General features: G+C 53.5%; 15 protein-coding genes and 2 pseudogenes. 7 read left to right on the top strand and 10 right to left on the bottom strand.

The features are described 5' to 3' along the window. Positions 1–410 precede the first annotated feature (410 nt). A pseudogene (locus tag G3O01_RS15990) lies at positions 411–627 on the top strand (transposase); the annotation flags it as partial. A gap of 43 nt (positions 628–670) precedes the next feature. Here the strand turns inward: G3O01_RS15990 and G3O01_RS15995 are convergent. From G3O01_RS15995 to G3O01_RS16015, 5 genes are all read right to left on the bottom strand, one after another. Continuing rightward, positions 671–2,050 (bottom strand): transposase, encoded by a 1,380-nt coding sequence (locus G3O01_RS15995; protein WP_205806098.1) that lies wholly within the window; start codon positions 2,048–2,050, stop codon positions 671–673. A gap of 111 nt (positions 2,051–2,161) precedes the next feature. Beyond that, the gene (locus tag G3O01_RS16000) at positions 2,162–3,805 is read right to left on the bottom strand and encodes an AAA family ATPase (protein ID WP_205806099.1); all 1,644 of its coding nucleotides are present in this window, start codon (positions 3,803–3,805) and stop codon (positions 2,162–2,164) included. Positions 3,806–4,738: 933 nt separating this feature from the next. Next, complete coding sequence (locus tag G3O01_RS16005) at positions 4,739–6,994, bottom strand: transcriptional antiterminator (protein ID WP_205806100.1); 2,256 nt, start codon at positions 6,992–6,994, stop codon at positions 4,739–4,741. Between the two features lie 75 nt (positions 6,995–7,069). Then, positions 7,070–7,897 (bottom strand): TnsA endonuclease N-terminal domain-containing protein, encoded by an 828-nt coding sequence (locus tag G3O01_RS16010; protein ID WP_205806101.1) that lies wholly within the window; start codon positions 7,895–7,897, stop codon positions 7,070–7,072. A 1,875-nt stretch (positions 7,898–9,772) separates the two neighbouring features. After that, positions 9,773–10,663 carry a TniQ family protein gene (locus G3O01_RS16015; protein ID WP_205806102.1) on the bottom strand — a complete coding sequence of 297 codons (891 nt, stop codon included), beginning with the start codon at positions 10,661–10,663 and terminating at the stop codon, positions 9,773–9,775. 223 nt (positions 10,664–10,886) lie between these two features. Between G3O01_RS16015 and G3O01_RS16020 the strand changes: the two genes are divergently transcribed. The 4 genes from G3O01_RS16020 (at position 10,887) to G3O01_RS16035 (ending at position 13,719) form a co-directional block, all read left to right on the top strand. Continuing rightward, a complete protein-coding gene (locus G3O01_RS16020; RefSeq protein ID WP_205806103.1) occupies positions 10,887–11,282 on the top strand; it encodes a hypothetical protein in 396 nt (131 codons plus the stop codon). A gap of 713 nt (positions 11,283–11,995) precedes the next feature. Next, entirely contained in the window at positions 11,996–12,271 is a 276-nt protein-coding gene (locus tag G3O01_RS45325; protein ID WP_205806104.1) for an antitoxin Xre/MbcA/ParS toxin-binding domain-containing protein, read from the top strand. A gap of 44 nt (positions 12,272–12,315) precedes the next feature. After that, positions 12,316–12,876, top strand: a complete 561-nt coding sequence (locus tag G3O01_RS16030; RefSeq protein ID WP_205806105.1) for an HAD domain-containing protein — start codon at positions 12,316–12,318, stop codon at positions 12,874–12,876. A gap of 636 nt (positions 12,877–13,512) precedes the next feature. After that, on the top strand, positions 13,513–13,719 hold the full coding sequence (locus G3O01_RS16035; protein WP_205806106.1) for a hypothetical protein: 207 nt from the start codon (positions 13,513–13,515) through the stop codon (positions 13,717–13,719). A 1,005-nt stretch (positions 13,720–14,724) separates the two neighbouring features. Here the strand turns inward: G3O01_RS16035 and G3O01_RS16040 are convergent. Genes G3O01_RS16040 through G3O01_RS16050 form a run of 3 tightly spaced genes read right to left on the bottom strand, consistent with a single transcriptional unit; the run spans position 14,725 to position 15,598 of the window. Next, complete coding sequence (locus G3O01_RS16040) at positions 14,725–14,940, bottom strand: hypothetical protein (protein ID WP_205806107.1); 216 nt, start codon at positions 14,938–14,940, stop codon at positions 14,725–14,727. Further along, a complete protein-coding gene (locus tag G3O01_RS16045; protein WP_346779194.1) occupies positions 14,940–15,287 on the bottom strand; it encodes a hypothetical protein in 348 nt (115 codons plus the stop codon). The genes G3O01_RS16040 and G3O01_RS16045 overlap by 1 nt, the downstream gene beginning before the upstream one ends. After that, positions 15,284–15,598 (bottom strand): hypothetical protein, encoded by a 315-nt coding sequence (locus G3O01_RS16050; RefSeq protein ID WP_205806108.1) that lies wholly within the window; start codon positions 15,596–15,598, stop codon positions 15,284–15,286. Before G3O01_RS16050 ends, G3O01_RS16045 begins: the two co-directional genes overlap by 4 nt. Positions 15,599–15,664: 66 nt before the next feature. Here G3O01_RS16050 and imuA point away from each other — a divergent pair, with 66 nt between their 5' ends. Together imuA and G3O01_RS16060 are read left to right on the top strand one after the other, a co-directional pair. Beyond that, positions 15,665–16,375 (top strand): translesion DNA synthesis-associated protein ImuA, encoded by a 711-nt coding sequence (gene imuA / locus G3O01_RS16055; RefSeq protein ID WP_205806109.1) that lies wholly within the window; start codon positions 15,665–15,667, stop codon positions 16,373–16,375. 30 nt (positions 16,376–16,405) lie between these two features. Beyond that, positions 16,406–17,370: pseudogene (locus G3O01_RS16060) on the top strand (SOS response-associated peptidase family protein). Between the two features lie 38 nt (positions 17,371–17,408). Here G3O01_RS16060 and G3O01_RS16065 read toward each other — a convergent pair. Beyond that, positions 17,409–17,720, bottom strand: coding sequence for a hypothetical protein (locus tag G3O01_RS16065; protein WP_205806131.1), 312 nt, complete (start codon positions 17,718–17,720; stop codon positions 17,409–17,411). A gap of 194 nt (positions 17,721–17,914) precedes the next feature. After that, complete coding sequence (locus G3O01_RS16070; protein ID WP_205806110.1) at positions 17,915–18,253, bottom strand: H-NS family nucleoid-associated regulatory protein; 339 nt, start codon at positions 18,251–18,253, stop codon at positions 17,915–17,917. Positions 18,254–18,471: the final 218 nt, after the last annotated feature.

Genomic DNA, 18,471 nt, shown 5'->3' on the forward strand with positions numbered 1-18,471 from the left:
GGGGAGCGAAGTCCAAAACTAAAAAACGCGCTGGTGACGTGCAAATGCGACCTGATCCAGCGCAATCGCCTAAGCCATTGATCTATAACAAATTGTAATTATTTCGTCCATGAGGCTATCCAATATGATCTGGCTCGCGCCTATGTGGACCGTCATCCGCAGTGACAAACCTGTTCTGATTTGTCGCCGCGCCTGCCTCCTACGGCTACCGGAAAAAATCGCAACAGCGGCACTGCTCAATCAAGTGGTCCGCGCTGCCGAACTCATGTAACTGATCTGAGCGTCCCCAGATCATGGCTCATCGCGTTGGGACCCCCGATATCCAGCTTCAGGCCGCTGTGAGAGAGGCAACGGGCTGGCCTAAGCAACGGGTATGGTCGCATTCTCAGGACAATCTGTGGAGTTGCGTGATGACACAGCTTGGTCTTGGTCTGGATCTGTCAACGAAGCGCACCCGCAAGCGCGAGTTTCTTGATGAGATGACGCGTGGTGCCGTGGCAGAAGCTGATTGCGCTCATTGAACCGCATTACCCGAAAGGCAAGACGGGCCGCCCGCCGTTCCCGGTCGCGACGATGCTGCGCATTCACTTCATGCAGCAATGGTTCAGTCTCTCGGACCCGGCGATGTAAGTAATCTATTGACCACGATCCTTACTGTGCGGCGTATGCGCTACGCGTGTCCTTTAAACCTATTGCTGCAGAGAAAAGAACGGACCTCTGCCCATCGGCCATCACATTTTATAACGCCAAAAAAACGGATTAGCGTTGTACGGGATAGGCCGCGAGACGATGCAACTTCGGCCCATGTCCTCCCGGTTCCAAGCTTGATGATAATGCTGTCGACCATAAACCGATAACGCTGATGAGAATCTCTAGCTTCAACCTGCGATTTAAAAAGTATTGGCACGATACTTTTCCATTCGGCATCTGACACAGTCCAAAGTGCACCTTTACGAGGAGGGAATCCGATGTCTCTCAATCGCGTCCTATGCGTTGGATTATTTCCGCCCTCTCGGCCAATCGACAATCTTCTATCCGATCTGATATTCCTTCTGCATTTTAACAATTCTTTTTTGAATCTGGACCACCAACCTTTTGACTTTAACTTGTAGTAGCTGTCGTAGGCTATCTCGCCCGATTCCATCTTACAAATGGTCCTCCATGGCAATCCCTCTGCTAGTTTCTTAAGAATTAAATCGAGTACAAGTCGGTTTTCGTCCACGGAATGATAGCCACGAATTGGCGGAAGAACAGATTGGATGGCTTGCCACTCCCGATCTGACAGCGCCGAGCTTCCGTCTGGACGCAAAAAATCAAGGTCCCTAGAGCGATTACTCTCTACTTCCCGGGTATTCCTCGCGTCGAAGCAAAACTCTCTCGGTGCAGCGTTCGCCCAATCCATTGGTGGCTCCGTGGGTTGGAGTGTCGTAATCAAAAATCGATCGGCGAATAACGTATCATCGATAAGCTTTCCATTAACTGAGCAGGTTATGTTCGCATTTGGAAGATCTAGTGAAATATTCCCTTTTGTAGCTGAACGATATACACTTTTCCACGCCCGATTTGCAGATGGGAAAGAGCGGAACCAAATGAGGCGTTCGAGCGCATGGGTGGGATTTTCCAGGATAAGGTGCTTATGACGCGCGTCTGCAAGCTCAACCGAAGTTCCTGTCTCATTTTCTTGCAAAAAACATAGAAAATCCAACCCGTATATACTATAGAGATAGGGAAATATGAGATATGGAGGAGAGAAAAGACCCATTTGGAGTATCCAGCTAGGAAGTAGGATTGTTTTTGACGCATATTCGAAAGAATAAATTGTGTGATGCTCTGTTACGTCTTTAGTTATCCCGATGACTTTTGCATATCGTTTTGGAGAAGATTGAGACCATGATGAGAAATTGGTCGTTGCTCTGAGATATCTCCTTTCAGGGTAAGAAAGTCGCTGGTGGTAAGCTTGCTCGATGTCGATGCTTTTCGCACCACTATTAAGTGAAATATCGACGATCATAAATTTACCATTTGATCGCTCGATCCGATCGAACCACATGTTTGTTCCTTAAAGAACTCTGTCTGGCCAAGGAAAAATGCAGCGTAATCCGTCATGAGTCGGAGGGGATGACGATCAACACATGTATGTTAATGACGACGTGAATTGTGGTTATTCGAGTAAAGCGTCGAAATCGAAGACCGCTCCCATGTCACAGAGCTTCGAGAAAATCGTACATCCTTCCTCTTTGGCAGCTAGAATTGCATTTCGATAATCAGCAGGCGACGAGGGTGACTTAGCAGCAATACTGTCTTCGCTGTATTTTCTTTTTCCAGATCGAGAATGACAAGTGAATGCCGCTTTTACCCCTTCTTTGACGTCCCTGGTCTTCTCTTGAGCTGCAACTTGTGTGGCTCGGTCGAAAGCACATTGAACGCTAAAGCCACGATTCACGAGTTCGGCTGCAATCGCAGGCGCGAACCTGGCGTCGCCGGGGCGTAGAGAGGCAAGGGGGTCCCGAGGGCCATGATACAAAGACCGCGCTTCTGCAGAGAGTGAGCTAATCGTAATAGGAGCGATATCTCCATATGTTTCAAGCGCCTTAAGGTCGCCAGCCTCCAGCGCCGCGATCATGGGGTGCACAAGGACGAAATGACGCTCCCAAGCGTTCTTTATTCCCTGTGCAGTTATCGCCTCACTTTCGTCGAAAATAGCATCCTGCTGTACAGCCATGAACAGTTTCAACGCGATGTCCACAATTCCCTGGCTGTATGCGAACATCGTTTTTGACAATCCTTCGGTCAGTGGTGTGAATGTGCGAAGCCATTGCAACTTCCAAATGGCCGTGATGAAATGCTCCCATTCCCCCCGCGACGTTGGGTCGAAATTGCGCGATGTCTCCAAGACGTTCCATGGCATAAATCCGCTCCCAACCGAGCGTCGACCGGGGCTGAAGTCCAGACCTAGAAGCTTAAGGGATTTGCTAGTTCCGACGAAAAGAACGGGGATGCCGAGTTCATTTGAAGCGGCCACAAGTAGATTCAACAGCTTGCTTTTTCCCGTCCCGATCGACTTCAGTCGGTGTATCTCATCGACAACAAGCAAACCAACGTGCGCGAGGTGCATCAAGCGTGCAGCATTGTTCATGATTGCAGGCTCTGTCTGATATCCATGAAAAGGAAACTCTTTGAGGGGAGCGATATCCTTCCTTAAGTGGTAGATCTGGCGGCAAATTGACAGTGCCAGCTCTTTCGCGTTCATTCCATCTGGTGGGGCCTCGATATGCAGCCAAGGAATTTGAATGTGTCCATCGAAATCCGGATGCTCGATAACGCGAAAATAGCGTTTCAGGATCTTTTTAAGACTTGAGGTCTTTCCCATGCCCGATACACCGATCAGGGAGCTTGATCGCTGGGCGTAATCTTGCTCATCTTTTCCGTCCGGCCGTAGCACATGTCCGGACTGCTTTGCTTCATAGAGCTGCTGAAGTACAGTTACGTGATGCGCTGTACGCGGACCGCGACCGACGTAGCCCTCTCGTATTATGCAGTCGACTGCGCAAGCAAGGCGGATGTGTCGATCAAGAGGTACCAGGAAATTGAGGAGGGATTCGAGCATACAGAGGCGCTGGCCTGCTGGCCATTTCCGCTGCTCGGGATCAAACTCCGGCATCTGCAATAGGAATTCGCACCATTTGTCGATATCCCACAAAGGGGGCAATGCTTCGATCAGCGGATTGCCTTTGTATTGCGGTATTTCTTGCTCGATGTACCGCGCCGTGACGGAGTGATCTCTCGGCCCATTTGTCGAGTCCATATTTAAGCTCCTCTTCATTACGCCGACTCGTTCCTTTACACATCTGTTGGATGTTGGCACAGTGCGGGTCCCACATACAGCAGGGCTGGAAGTTGTGTGTCGGATCCAATCGATTTACTATCTTTGGACTAAGATTTGACTCAATGGATATGTTAAAGCTTGCGGACCCCGGGTCGAGTCGGTTGGTGATGTTGTTGACGAGTATGTGGATTCGTCCTGTGCGATGCGAATATGGTCAATGGAACATTCGCTCTCGACCGACAACGCTGCGACGTGAGTACGAATTGTATCGGCGTTGGAATCCTCTTCTTGCGATCGCTCTGAACTTGCCTTCGGTCGCGATGTTCACATCCATTTGTGTGCGGATCCAGAAATACAAATTCGGGTGTCAAGAAAATACCCGACGAAGTGCCTTGGATTTTTTCGTCGAAACCGATTTTTTGTTCATCAAAAGCATGCGCCCGCAAGAGTGCGAGGTCCATTAGCGATCTGACACACTTCAAGTGATGCGGTTTCGATTGTTGCTCGTGAACTGCGACGACGTCCGTGGAGACGGCAGCGGATGACATACGGCGCATCTGGTGCAGTAACGAAACGACGAACACTGTTGAACTTCTGCTATCGGGCGGAGCTTCGACGCGCAGCCGGGGTGCAAAAGCGTCTCTGGAAGTATGTCGGAGAGTGACGCGAAAATGGCGCTCCAAATTCGCACGGACGCTCGAACTTTTTCCTATTCCGGTAACAGCGAAGAGACCACGGAAATCTAAAAGATGCGTAGGAATTTGGAGGCCTAGGCCTGCGAGCCATTCTCGATGTTCGAGTTTCAATGGCGGATTCCTGTAGCCAATTCGGCGCAATTCGTCATGGTTCGGCGTGTGAGGCAATGCCTCGATGAGCGGATTCCTCTGAAGCTGTTCGAGGTATTCGCTGTGGCTACTGGTCAGATCCATTTAACAACTCCTGTCTTTTCATGGCAAGTCGCTCCTCCAAGCTCTTGGGAACTGGTGGTTCAGCGCATGTCGCGTTGGAATCTGAATCGCTTGGCGCCGGAGTGTCGATTTCGATGATAGGCGCGGGCGCCGGCGTGGAATTCGCCTTTCGAGTGGGCATCGCAACGACGTTCGCAGGTAATATTCCAGAACCGTGTCCGGGCTCGCTCGAAGTTGAATCAAGAATGTTCAACGGAATCGTGGCTTCAGCCTGGCGTCGTTCCGTTTTCTCGGCAAGTCTGGCGTCAGCAGCGTGCGTCTTGCGCGCATTTCTGGATTTGCCTTGAGTCGCCTCCTTCATCTCAGAAAACGCTGGATCAGTGATTTCAGAGACCTTGGTAGAAAAATTGCAACGCCTTTGCAGATCATCCTGCTCGTTGTCCGCAATAACTTGCTTAGTAATGGTTTTAATAAACTTAACCTCAGAAAACGAATATCCTTTAAAGTGTGCCGAGCGTGGAGTGAGCTCACACCTGTATGCGAGGTTTGGATTGTTTGGATCATATACAATGATTGCATCAACCAGTCTTCGGTCGAAGGAGACTGAGACGTCTGAGCGTCCCCTATTTGCCGCCGAGATAAACCATCCGTTCTTTTCGAGTTCCGGGCAAGAGTAGAAGCAGTCTCCGAATGCGATTCCCTCACTTTGTACTGTTCCTGTCGACATAGGAAGAAGCTTTAGACGCAGATAATCTTCGGTGTAACGCCATAGGTTGCCGACTTGGTTCCTGATGCTGTCGTTCCAGAGTTCGATGGGAACTGGGCGGGTCCTCATAACGACACTAGGATGGGCTTGGTATTTTTTCATCAACGTTCTGTTATGCTCGATAATTGCCAGTAGTATGACTGCGGTATATTCATCCACTGTGAGGGAGGCATCATTTTCATAATGTTTACCCCGTCGTCGTTTGGCATTACTTGGAGGGTCGTACCCTGGCGTTATTGAAGCAATCTGGACGTGCATGGACTTGAAGCCGCACTCGACAATGCCCTTCGTCTGTGGGCTGAGTGGCGGTGCGTTACTAAGCGTTCCTTCCATCCCATCACATATCCGATTACTGTTATGGCTGATCATTTCACCGCAATCTCCAAGCCATTTCGACGGGTATACTCCTTGGGCGACCCAATCGGACGGATCGCACGGAACCTTCAGTTTCGCGCACAATTCCGACTTGCTCTCGGCGATGCTAAGGATAGCCTGCATTGCGGATTCCCAACATGCGCTCTCTAATCCTACGTAGAAACCAGTGCAGAGACGGCTGTAGCTGTCATAGATCAGATATTTGGTCGGTTTTCCGATTATTTGCATTCTGTTGTCTTTTGCGACAAGCCACACATCGTCAATCGTTGCGTCGATTTCATACACATGTCCCGCGCCGATCGCATCACATAGTGCTCCCGCAAGATGGTGATTGTGATCGCGATTGAAGTCTTTCTCGCCCTTTCGTCGGCGCAATCGTTCTTCGAGCGGATATAGACGTTTGAAGACGTTTGAATACTGGCGCATCGATGGTCGCTCTCCGGCGGGCTTGATGAACGAATCTCCATTTCCATCAAAAAAGGAATACTTTTCTTTCAACATCTCTAAGTAAGCTGATGCAAGCGTGTGTGTTGCATTGGTAAAATAGTGTTTTTCAATGGAATTCCTTATGTTCTCAATATCCGCTTCGCCTAGTTGATAAGTGTCGTATCTGACGCTGCGCTTTCCACGACCATTGGTAAGTCCGCGAGGAATATTGCAGATGCTGGTGAAGGTGAAGAGGAGAGCGTCCTGCGTCTGGCCGCCCGTCCAATACAAGCGAAGGTATTTGTTGATGGTTGTTTTTGAGTGACCTGTTTTTTCGGCGCGTTCGGTCACAAGAGGGCCCCGATGGACTGCGTCGAGTATCAGTGGGTTGGAAATCAAGGGCGCAATCGTGCCATACGCCAGTGTGCGACGAGCAGCTGTTGCGCGTGAGCAAAATGGAGTTTGTCGTGATACCCCAGTTTTGACGATTCTTGCCTTTTTTGCGTTAATCGATTTGGCAAGAACAGCATAAGCGCAGATTCTTGGCCACGCGTTTTTGTCTGTCAGATTGATTATCCACGCGTCATCACCACAAACACGAAGAAGACGAAATCGAGTACCCTTGTCGTCGATGAAGACGTCGTTCGGAACGAGTAGTGTCGGTGAAACACAAGGTTGGTTCGCGGGCTCCATTTACTGTTCCTCCTTCCTAACGCTAAACCAAATTACCAGAACGAAAGTGAATTATTGCAATGGAGCCGAGTGATACTACATACCGGAAGCGCGTTGATCGTGTGAGGCTGCATCGATTCGAAATGCCGCAAGAGGGCAAGTTGCGAGGTTGCGATTATTCAGATCGCAAAGCAATACTCGATCGTACAAGAGGATCTTTGCGACTCTCAGACCATCGCCAGCGTTCAAGCCGTGTCGGATCTCGAATGATTCGCAGTAGGCATTCAACGGTTGCTTTTGGGTGGAACACTGGAGTTCGCTAGTCATGCTACGTGCTCGGTCTCGTAATGCGCCGGCGTATGATTCTTCTTCACCGGGTTTGATCACGCCTGCGCGAATCCATTCGATATTTTTCAACTTTTGCGTGGGAAGCTCTGAGTCAAAAATAAGGCGATGAGGTATATCCATACCGCCGAAGTACGCTTGCGTGATTGATAGTTTTTCGATCGATCGGGAATCTTCGGCTTCATCTTTTATCTTGCAATCGTATGCCTGAATCGAGGGCGGACATCCGTCATACTTGCTCGTTACGAGGAAATCCACCGTCATGACCGTAGGCACATTCGTACCTGGATAGTATGGATGCTTGATGCCCAAGATGCTCGCAATCTCAAGAGTGAGATCTCGATCGAGCGGGCATTGCTCTTTTATTTCTATCGAAGAACGAAGCCATTCTAGTCCGTAGAAAGTTCTCTCCTCCGTTGTAGACATAACGTGAACGACGCGCCTCAGTTTCGGGCTATATATTCGATTTACTTTGCCAGTTGAGGAAAAGTCGAAAACTTCGAGCCACGGTTTATAGCCAGAGCCGTTGCCTGAGCCACGCCCTTCGGCTTTCCACCGATCGATGATGTCTTCGGTCATTCTTCGAGGGCCGCGTCCCATAGCAACCTCAGTGAAGCGTGATGCGCACAGAAAAATGGGTTCTGATCACGGAAGCAACACGATGTAAATTCAGACGAGTCGTCGTGCGACGCTCCATTTCTCTGAGCGGGAAACGTGTTTCGCGACACTGCTGACTTACATATACTGTGTTCAACGAAAGATAGGAAGGTCACGATGTCGGAAGATCCTTTCCTTGAACTTCTCAAAAGAAGGTTCTATGGGTTCCTGCCCGTGCATGTATTCGATCCTTCGCCAGGCTGCTTCATTCAGTTCTTTCGTAACAAGGCGGATCCATCGACATTTCGGCGCGCGGACGATTTGTTCTACATGCGAGCTCGACTTTGCCTGCGGCTTGCTCGTAGCCTTGCTGGGGGGGACAGTCCGACGACGTTGGGTCGGATGGCGGAAAGACCCGGGGTTCCATTTGAAAGTGCGAGGCGGCGGTGGGCGCAATTCATAAAGTGCTTAAAATCCCACTCATTAAGCGGGAGGCAAAATGGTATTTACAAAGCGTGCGTGCGAGATATTTCCGGACGAAACGCTAGTGTCGATTTTCTGATGGATGACACGTGCTTCATCTGGCAGTTGGCTTCGGAGAGGAACTACAGTTTTGGGGAACTGGAGGCAAGGCGCGCGAGGTTGGAACAAGGATTTATGCCCCTTCCGGATGTGATCGAGATGGATATTATGGGAGGGATGTGGGAATACGTGTCGTTTGAGGAGGCGGTGCGTCGTGTGCCCCGCGGCGCGCAATTGAGTTGGAAGTTCGTGAGCGCGCTTTTCTTTTGCCTCTGCCGCGCACAGGCCAGAGGAGACGTACTTGACTACTCTTGCGCGTATTCTTTGATGGCGATCGAGATGAACCGCACACGGGTTGAGATCGATTCATGCATCGGACAGCCGTCGCTCGAGATTTTGATCCGGAGAGACTTCTGGAGTGAGTTCGGTGTGTTTTGGGCCGACTGGTATTCGAGAATTCGCCTTTATGGAAACTCTCATCAGGATCTTCAGGATGTAATTACGTTGCTACATAGGATGCAGGTCAGTACTACATGGCAAACCATCGAGCCGGATCGGCCCAAGAAACAGATCACGGGGCTGTTTATAGAGCCAAGCGATACGCGTGCTCAGAAGTTGTTGCGAAGTATCAAAAGGCCACCGTGCAAACTGTCGAAGTTTGGGAATATTTTGCACGCGACACGCTATGTTAAACGAAATCCAGTGTTGCTTAAGGACTCGTGGCCCTCTCTCGATGGAGGAATCAGGTCGTGGAGATTTGGAAAGAGTCAACCTGTCCGATTTGATGGGTACATCCGCCGGCAGCGCAGCCCCCGTCGACAGGAACAGAGCATTAGCAAGGTCAACGTTCGTCGGATTGCTGAGCAACATCGACGAGGCCCAAGATCGGATTCGAGAAAAAGAGTTCATAAAAGGAATGCGTCGAGCCGAAGGTTGCGTATTCGGCGCTTCGCGCGTGTGCGCTACTCATTGCAGAGGTATTGTCGACCCACCTTCAAAAAACACGTGTCATTCGCATGCTCACGTCGACGTCGCCAAGGGGGTATCCGTCACTGCCGGCATCTCAAGATGATCAATAAGTGCACATATAGAGTGACTTCGAGCGTGGGAAGCGATTGATCGCTTGTATTCTCGGTGATAGCAGAGCAATCAATCTTTTTCCGCGTACATCGCTCGCCTGCCTGCGGATTCCGCATCAAGGACGTGTCATCGAGCGGAGACAGCGATAACGGCGCGCTGTTACTAGGCGACAATCGATCGGAATTCACACGGGCGAACGAGACTCCGTAAATTCATGGCAAAGCTTGGCGCTACAACATAGCGCATTGCTGCGTATCAAGCAGACAGCAAATGGTCGAGATAGATATTCAACAGTAAATGCTTATAAGCGTTGAAAGAAAAGCTTGCGTTAAGACGCGCACAACTACAACTGCGTCGCACGAAGAGGCTCTTGCTGCGCGGCGTTTCGAAATTATTTGCAGCCAGAAAATCTGCGCCATAGAACGAGGCAAGTTCGGCGAACACGCGACGATCGACGGTCGCGGGTGTGCACGACCGATCGCCGAGTAGATCGAGGAGCACTTGATATCGTTGGATTTGCACTTGGACCGGTATCGTCAGTCCTGCGAGCATCAGTTGTGACGCCGTGGCAATCTTTTCCAGAAGATGTCGCTCCGTCAGGAAGGCAATTGCCTTCCCTTGTGCATCGAAGGGCAACGTATTGAGATTTTTGTGGTAACTCTGCCACATCGGCACGTCAGTCGTATACAGTGTTTGCCGATGGATCGTGCAGATGCACACACCGGGCAAGAGATGTTCGCGATGCCAGTACGTTTCACCGAATTTTTGTAGATCTTCGTCCAAACATGTAGGGCAATATTTTAAATAGAAACGATTCTGTCGAGTTGTCCCCTCAATGAAATTGAATCTGACGAATGTAACGGGGCGGTCCGTCAAAAGGTCTACCCACATCGCTTGATGCTGAGCGGAGGTAAGAAACGCGGCAACATATGGGAAGAACGTGTTACGTTGTATCAAATCAGCGCATGTGACCTTTGTCAAATCCGATAGAGTGGGGAGGGCGAATGGCCGTGCGATACTGGCATACAACGTTTGAAGACTCAGTATGTCCCGAAATACCTCTGACAGGGAAAGTCCAAAATGCCGTGCCGCACGGATGAGCATACTCAGCGTTGGTTCATCCGGATAAGGGCGGGGAAAGTACATCTCTAGTTGCCGACCAGCGGTTACTGGGTGCGGATGAGTCGGTTCATTGCCGCCGCGGGATGCTCGGGTGACGGCTCAGACCGGCACGAGCCTTCAGAGCGTCCTCTGTCACGATAGGGAGCAGGACAAAGTCTGCCTCGAGCATTTCGATGTATGTGCAAGGAAAAATCAGAAAGATCTGTAGGACCCACTCCCCGTTGTTTGCACGCTTCGCAGAATAAGGGTGGAGGATCTCACCATCGCATCGCACTCTATCGAAGCGCAAAAATCGTCTATTTGGATAGCTACCGCGGGTCGCCGTGTTTTCTTCGTTGAGCAGGGTAAAAAAATCATCTGGGTTTTGCTTCGGATAGATCGACGCCTGAGACTGTCGGAGCCGGTCAACGATGAGTGCGACAATGTCGGGGTAGCATTCTTCCATGTCCTTCTCATCGAGCACCATTTCGCGAACGATGTACGGCGGACCTTGGTACCAGATCGGATCCTCGTGAACAAGCTTGATCGCCGCTACGGTTCTGGATCCGATGTCCGTACACCGCCACTTAAGGCCGGCAGGCCCAAGAAATTCCTGACCGAGGCGGAAGTCAGTATGTTTCACAATGTCCCAATCCCCGATTGAACGACTTGGATCACACTCACGAAGAAATAAGGGTCCGATATATGCCCTGTCGGATAGCAGTGACTCTATATCGAGAGACCGTTTTGGCTTCTGAGCGAACTGGCGGATGGCATCCGTCTTCTACGCATTCCGCGTATCGATACACTATCAATATATATGTTTATATTTGGTTGTTCAAGACGACTTCTTACTTGGATTAGCGGTCGAAGTGACAGCCAGCGCCGGCATATCGCTGGGCTGACCCGACGCATCCGGGTTGAGCGTGCGGTCTTTTCCTTGGCCGGTTGTTTTTGACGCGGCTGGATCCGCTTTCCGGCACGTTTGCGCTCATCATTCTTGGCGGGGCGGACGGGGGGCGTAGGAATCTTAAGCGACGGCGTCGAAATATCCTCGTATTCGACAGACGATTGATAATAGATATTGTGATGATGCTGGATTTCGACTTGAAGCGTGTTTGATTTTAGACTACCCTCAAATTCAACATAAATGTTGAATTTGAGGGTAGTCGGTCGGTCGGGGGACTGTGGATTGACGGTGGTCACGGATGCGAACGCGTTGCACGCGGGCATGAGTCTCTGGATCGGGCTGGCGCCATCACTTGGCGGGTAAGAGAGCGTACGCCGAATGCGCTAACAGGGTGGCGATCGAAGAGTCCGTGCGGTCATGTAACGAGTTCGATCGAAACTATTCGCTCTCGTGATCGGGAGAAGACGGTGACGCAAATCGAAACGCTGGCGGCTGAAGCGTCAGGACTTTACGAGGCTCTTGAAGATACAGGGCGACGTGTGACGGAGGTTCTACGTTTGGTCGACGAGTCCTTACTTTCCGAACTCCTGGCGACGTTTGAATCGGAGGAAATGGCGGCCGGCTGGCTGGTCGGCCGGACAATAGGGTTCGGGGGGCGTAGTGCGCTTGACCTGCTAGCGCAAGGCAAGAGGGAGAAGGTCTTGCAGGTCCTGCATCATTTGCGATATGGCCTTTGCACGTGAGTCGTGCGCGATCTGCGTGGTCGTTGTCAGCGGGGCGGCTGAGTATGTCGCCATCAAGGGCGACAGCAATTGCTCCGCCTACCGTAACAGGCGGGCTCATACTGTACCTGGATTTTGATGGCGTCCTGCATCCGTCTGACGTCTGGCGGCGCGCAGGTAGGCCACCTTACGTCAAAAGTCCGCCGGGCCATCGGGTATTTGAGCACGCGGATCTGCTGGTTGAGGTGTTGGCACCATTTCCGGACATCCGCATCGTCCTATCAACCAGTTGGGTGAGCGTATTTAAAGGAGTTGTCAAGGCTGCTCGCTACCTGCCCGAAGAACTTCGATTGCGGGTGATTGGAGCGACCTGGCACAGTGCAATGGATGGATCAGTCTTCGCGCGATTGCCTCGGAGCTTGCAAATATTGACGGACGTCCATCGCAGAAGGCCGATGGCTTGGCTCGCGCTCGACGACGATGATGAGGAGTGGCCTGCATGGTGCCGTAGCCGACTTATTCACACGCATCCAGTTTTGGGAATCGGTGACGTGGTCGCACTGACAAAACTGCGCAACAAACTTTCTCTCGAGATGGTAGACAGTCGAGTCAAGAGGGAAGGGTAAGCGAAGGAAGTGAGGGTTAAGTGTTTCGGTCGATGAGGGACACCGCATTCGCTACTGTGTGTTTTGGCGGTCGTCAAGTTTGCACCGATGCGAGAGCCATTCTTTCGCGCTCAACGATCACGGGAGATGGAAGTCCTGATGCCGTTTTCATTGATCGCTGAGCGTCAGTTGGACGCGCGGAGATTCCTTTGTTTGACTGCCAGCACCGTGACGGCAACTTGGTCCCCGTATGCATTTGCGATCGGTGCGGTCGACCCATGTACCCCGCAGATTGTGAGTATTGGGAGAAGCAATCGCTAGCCTGGCGGACGGGTCCGCACTCAATCTTCGGTGCCAGCGAGAGCGTACGCATCGACTTGCGCCCGCACTGTGTGCGCAGAGTACTGGGGCTATGGCTGAACATATGTGACCCAGGCTATGAGGAGGCTGGATGCTCGTCCGCCCTGGCATTTCGTGACGAACTGCTCGCAAAGGACTGGCCGGACAGCGAGCGGATTGCCGCGCGGCTGGGCATGCCATCGAAGGATGTGGCTGAATACGTCCACCGTTTGCAAACGGACGGCATCATTTTCGGGGTATGGAATGAGCCCCGTCGGCGCTATGTCTATCCTGATTTCCAGTTCGATCACGAGGGTCATGCGCTTCCGGACATCGCAAACGCTGCTCGCGATTCTTCCGGACCGCGGCACAAAAAGCGATGGATGGGATCGCGCGTGGTGGTTCTACGCGTCGTGCCGGCTGCTCGGTGGTGCGAAACCGGTCGACGCCTTTGCGGACGCTCCGAAGCGTGTGATCGACGCAGCGATCGCCCAGTTCAGAAAACCGAAGGAGGCTGCATGGTAACCCGTGCGAAAAGACTGCGTCTATGGGGAAAGCGGCGGAAAAACGGCCGACTAGCGTTCTAACGGATCCAAACAGACTACGGATATCGAGGAGCAATCTGATAGGGCGTCCGCTTATGACCAAAACAAACCGATGAAACAGACGGCGATAGGCGTACGAAGGCAACGAGTAAATTGAGGCTCTCGTAATTGTTTTCGCCGGCTAGGCGCGAGTGGGCAATAAACGCTTCAAAAGGAGCAGATGGTCTAGTGCCGTTCATCTCGTTGGCCGCGATTCACTGTGCGAACACATCGCTTTCAAGCGCGGAAGTCGTCAATGAAAACGGCTTTCGGCATCGGGCAGCGAGCGCCGGTGCCGAACGGTTAGCCGGCGAAAAGACTACGGACATAGGGAGTGCTTGATGCCCAGGGCCGCTCGATCAAATGCAGCAACGCGGATCCGGTGCGGCGGACATCGTAGCTTTTTTCAGGGGGGCCATGGATTCGTAAAAGGATCCACCGTCGAGACGTAGACCCAGGATTGAAGCGGAGGTCTGTGATGAAGCGATGTCTTGAGGACGGGAGCAATCCGGCGGAGGAGTCACTGGCGATCTGGAACGGCCAGTGAAAAAGCTGGATGGGCCGCTTCACCGGGCGCGGATTACGCTTAGGCCCATTGACCCGGAGGTGATGCGCGACCGGCGGCAAAGAGAAATATGGGTACGATTGGGTGTCTGCCCGGACGAGCAAAAATCTGCGAGTTCGACTGACGATGAATAGAGGGTTGCCCAGTCTTTTGGAATCAATCAAGCGCTGTGGAAAGGACAGTTTGAACGATACACAGGCCTGGTCGCGATCGGACAGATCCTTTCATGACGGGATTTGATGGTTTGAGCTCCAGGACGAAGACAGGGAAAGTCGGCATGACTTTCCGCAGCGAATACAGTTGCGAAGAAAGTGAGTGGACGAATGGCATCCGGGGAGCGGATGAAGCATTCGGCACTTTCACATTAGCTGCACGCATAATTCACAAATGATTGTCGACCCACGCGCGTGCCCATTCGAGGCCGATGTGTTCCGCATCCATCTCCGAATCGGCAACGCCCAGAATGCCTGACGCCTCGGCGAACTTGCCAGCCTTCGTAACGGTTCCGCTGGCGGCATAGCGTTCGCGCTCGGGCGCCGGCTGCTCGAGGATCGCGTGGCCCCACAGCACATAGCCCCGATAGGTCTCGCTTTGCATCAGCGTTCCACCTTGGCACGCATGGTCCTGCCGTCCACGCGAAGCACGTTCCCCTCGGGCGTCAACTGACGCGGGATGTCGTCGAACGTTGGCCGGCTCGCCTGACTTGCTGCCCGCACGGGAGCGGCAGAAAAAGGGGCGTGCACAACCACACGTCGGGGCGAATGGCGATGAGCCATGCGGCCGTCCGCTTTCTCATGGTTAGACCCCTTGCGGGACGGCTGATCGTGATGCCCGCCAGCCGCGCCGCGCGCCTCTGGCGGATTCCAGATTTCAACGTATCGTTCGCCGGCACATGCGGCCGAGACCGTTATCAATGCCGCCAGTCCGCAGATCACTGCTTTCACAGGTTGTTTCTCCGAGCTTGCATAGCAAGGTGTGTTGAACAGCTCATCTGCTGCGCGACACAACTTCCGTCGCAGCCTGAACAAAAATGCCGGCCGCGCACGGACTCATTGACCCGCCACGCGAGACCCGACGGCGAGCCCGTGCCGACCGAGCGGCCATTTTCGCACGCGTAGAAACTCGGCTCACCGGCTTTCCCCTGGCGAATGGCGAGGTCGATCACATCGTCGCCAAAGGCGTCGCGAAGCGACCGCACGAATTCTGCAACTTCCGGCATCGGGTGAGATTGCGGCTTGCGAACCCGGGCGTCCATATGGATCTCTGGCAGGTAGGAAAGGTCTATGATACTGTATATTTATACAGTATTGTTGTGACGCCCATGAACGCATCATCTGTCTGCCCGGAAGATATCCACCCGTCGATCTGGCGCGCGTCGCAGCTTGCGCACGGGCGCGGACGGGTGGTCGAGACGGGGTACCCCGTGTTGTCGCGCGAATTTCCCGGGGGCGGATGGCCAGTCGCGGCGCTGGTCGACCTTCTGGTGCAGCAGGCGGGGATCGGAGAGTTCAGGCTGTTGCGCCCGGCGCTCACTGCGATACCAGGCGGGTCGGTCGCGCTCGTCAATGCGCCGCATCTGCCGGATGGACTCGGACTGCACTACATCGGCGTTCCGGTTGAGCGGGTGATGCTTGTCAAGGCGGCGAATAGCGGGGATGCCCTCTGGTCCGTTGAACAGATACTTCGGGCGGGCACGTGCAGCGCCGTCATTTTCTGGGCGCAGCACGTGAAGGACTCGTCGCTCAGGCGGCTGCATCTGGCGGCGCAGTCGACGGAAAGCATTTTCGTCATGGTGAGGCCGCTCGCGTCATCGCAGGACTCATCGCCTGCGACGTTACGGCTCGCATTGCGACCGACGCACGACGGACTGGTGATTGACATCGTTAAGCGTCGAGGTCCCGTGCCGGCCGGGCCAATCTCCGTGACACTGCAACCAACGCCCGTCCTGTTTTCGAATCGGGGTCGGGCGGCGAAGCCGGTGCGCGAAGGCGCAGACTACATTGTTGGTGCGCTTGAGCGAGCGCACGTCTAGCGCGTAGACTGGCTGGCGAAGTTTGCCGCGCTGACTGGAGCGACTAGGTGCTACTCGGCGCAGATTGAAGCTGATTACAAACGGTACGTGCGGACGTTCGGCGCACACATGGATATCAGGGAATTTGCGCGGCTCTACTGGGAGCGCGCCGAGGGACGGGTGAAAGCGAAGATTCCTAAGGCGATGGATGACACGTTTCGCGCGCCACAGTCTGAAAGTGAGCTCGAAATCCGGCGGCTGATCGATCAGTACAACGCGGGTCAGGCAAAGACGCTTGAGGAAGAACTGTTCAGGCAGCGCGCGAGGCTAGTCGCTGCAGAACGAACGCTGCAAGCAAAACAGACGAAAGCGGCGACCGAAAGCAGGCGCATTGCGGGCGACAAGATCGAAGCGGCGCTTCGCCGGCTTGATGACATCAGGCGCGGTGAGAGTGAGCCGCGAGACTCGAGAATCTTCCCGGGCTATTATGCGCCCGTATTGGTCGTCGAAGATGGGCAGCGGGTCGTGAAGCCCATGAGGTACCAGTGCCGCATTGCAGGTAAGCCGGCAAATTACGATTTCAAGTATCCGGGCACCTACAACGCCAGACGGGACAACCTCGAAGGTTTCTGGAAGCCCTTGTTCGGATATCAACACGGCGTGGTGATGGTCGACGTTTTTTATGAGAACGTCAGTCGGGCAAAGAAGGAAGGGCGGGAACTGGCGGAGGGTGAAAAGGACGAGAATCTGGTACTCGAATTCAACGCACGATGCTGGTCGCCTGCCTGTGGTCGGCGTGGTCAGCACCAGGTGAGCCTGACCTGCTCTCGTTTGCTGCCATAACGGACGAGCCGCCAGAAGAGGTGGCGGCTGCGGGCCACGACCGATGTATCGTGCCGATCAGGGAGGCGCATCTCGACGCATGGCTGGATCCTGATCCGAAGCATCTGGACGCGTTATACGCGATACTCGACGACAGGGAGCGGCCGTATTACGAGCACCGGATGGCCGCCTGACTGGCTGGCTATTACCGTTCGTCCGAACCGCCAGGCAGTCAGTTTCGCTTCCCTTTGAGGGTGAAAGGCGCGAGCAACGCCTCCATGTCGAACTGATGCCCCTGAAGGAGAAGCAGTCGCGCGTGGAGGACCGTGTTTTCGAGAACAAGCTTGGCGGTGCTCAGGAGGTACAGCGCATGGATGTCGGAGACGGACATGCCTGTCTCTACGTTGTGGTGACGCTCAACGAGCGAGCTGACAATGAGCCGTCTGAGTTCCTGTTCACCGAACGGCAGGTCTGCATAGTCGATGGGATCTTCTGCTTCCACTTCGCGAAGCATGTCGACAAGCATTTCCGTGCTCACTTGCATGAATCCTCCCGGAATGAAGGTCAAGATCAGTGCGGTCGAGACATTGTTCTGTGCACGCAGATTACCAATGACGTTCAACTCAGTCCAGCATTGGCATCGACGGCGGCATCGATTGCGTGCCGTTTTGGCATATCGGGCTCATTGGGCTTTCCTGACGTCAGTCGGGCGAGCCAGGGTGCGAGCGGTTCGCCCGCTCACAGGTCCCGATGCGACGGCTGTACAGCCGCCAGCCGGCTGCCGGCGAACGGATCCTGACGCCAATCCACCTTCGAACCCGTCTCGGGCTCAGGCTGTACCGCGCGCGCTACGGCAAAGTGCTCGAGGGACTGGCCCGCGCTAATGGCCTGCTTCAGCCATTGCGGCATCTCACCGTCGCCTGACCAGGTTTCTCCTGTGGCACTCCTATATCGAGCCGTCTTCTGCCGGATCTTGTCTTCGCCGATCGCCGTCGCGAGATCATCCAGTTCGATGCCGACTTCAGCCATTCGGCGGCGCAGGTAAGCGACCATACTGTCGCGTTTTCGCTCATCCATGACATTTCCCCGTTTTACGAATTGCACCCACTGGCGTACTCGTTTGCCCGTGCAAGCGATGTGCCTTGAGATTATCACTCCGGTTTCAGTGCTTGCAATTACCCACTTCTTTTTAGCGCGAGCTCATAGCCGAACTGAATGTCAGTCAGACGTCGCATCCCGCGCCACATCACTGTATTGCCAGGCGGAGGGTCGCTGGCGCGCGCAAGGTAACCGCC

Source organism: Burkholderia sp. Ac-20365 (assembly GCF_017104715.1).
Taxonomy (GTDB): domain Bacteria; phylum Pseudomonadota; class Gammaproteobacteria; order Burkholderiales; family Burkholderiaceae; genus Paraburkholderia.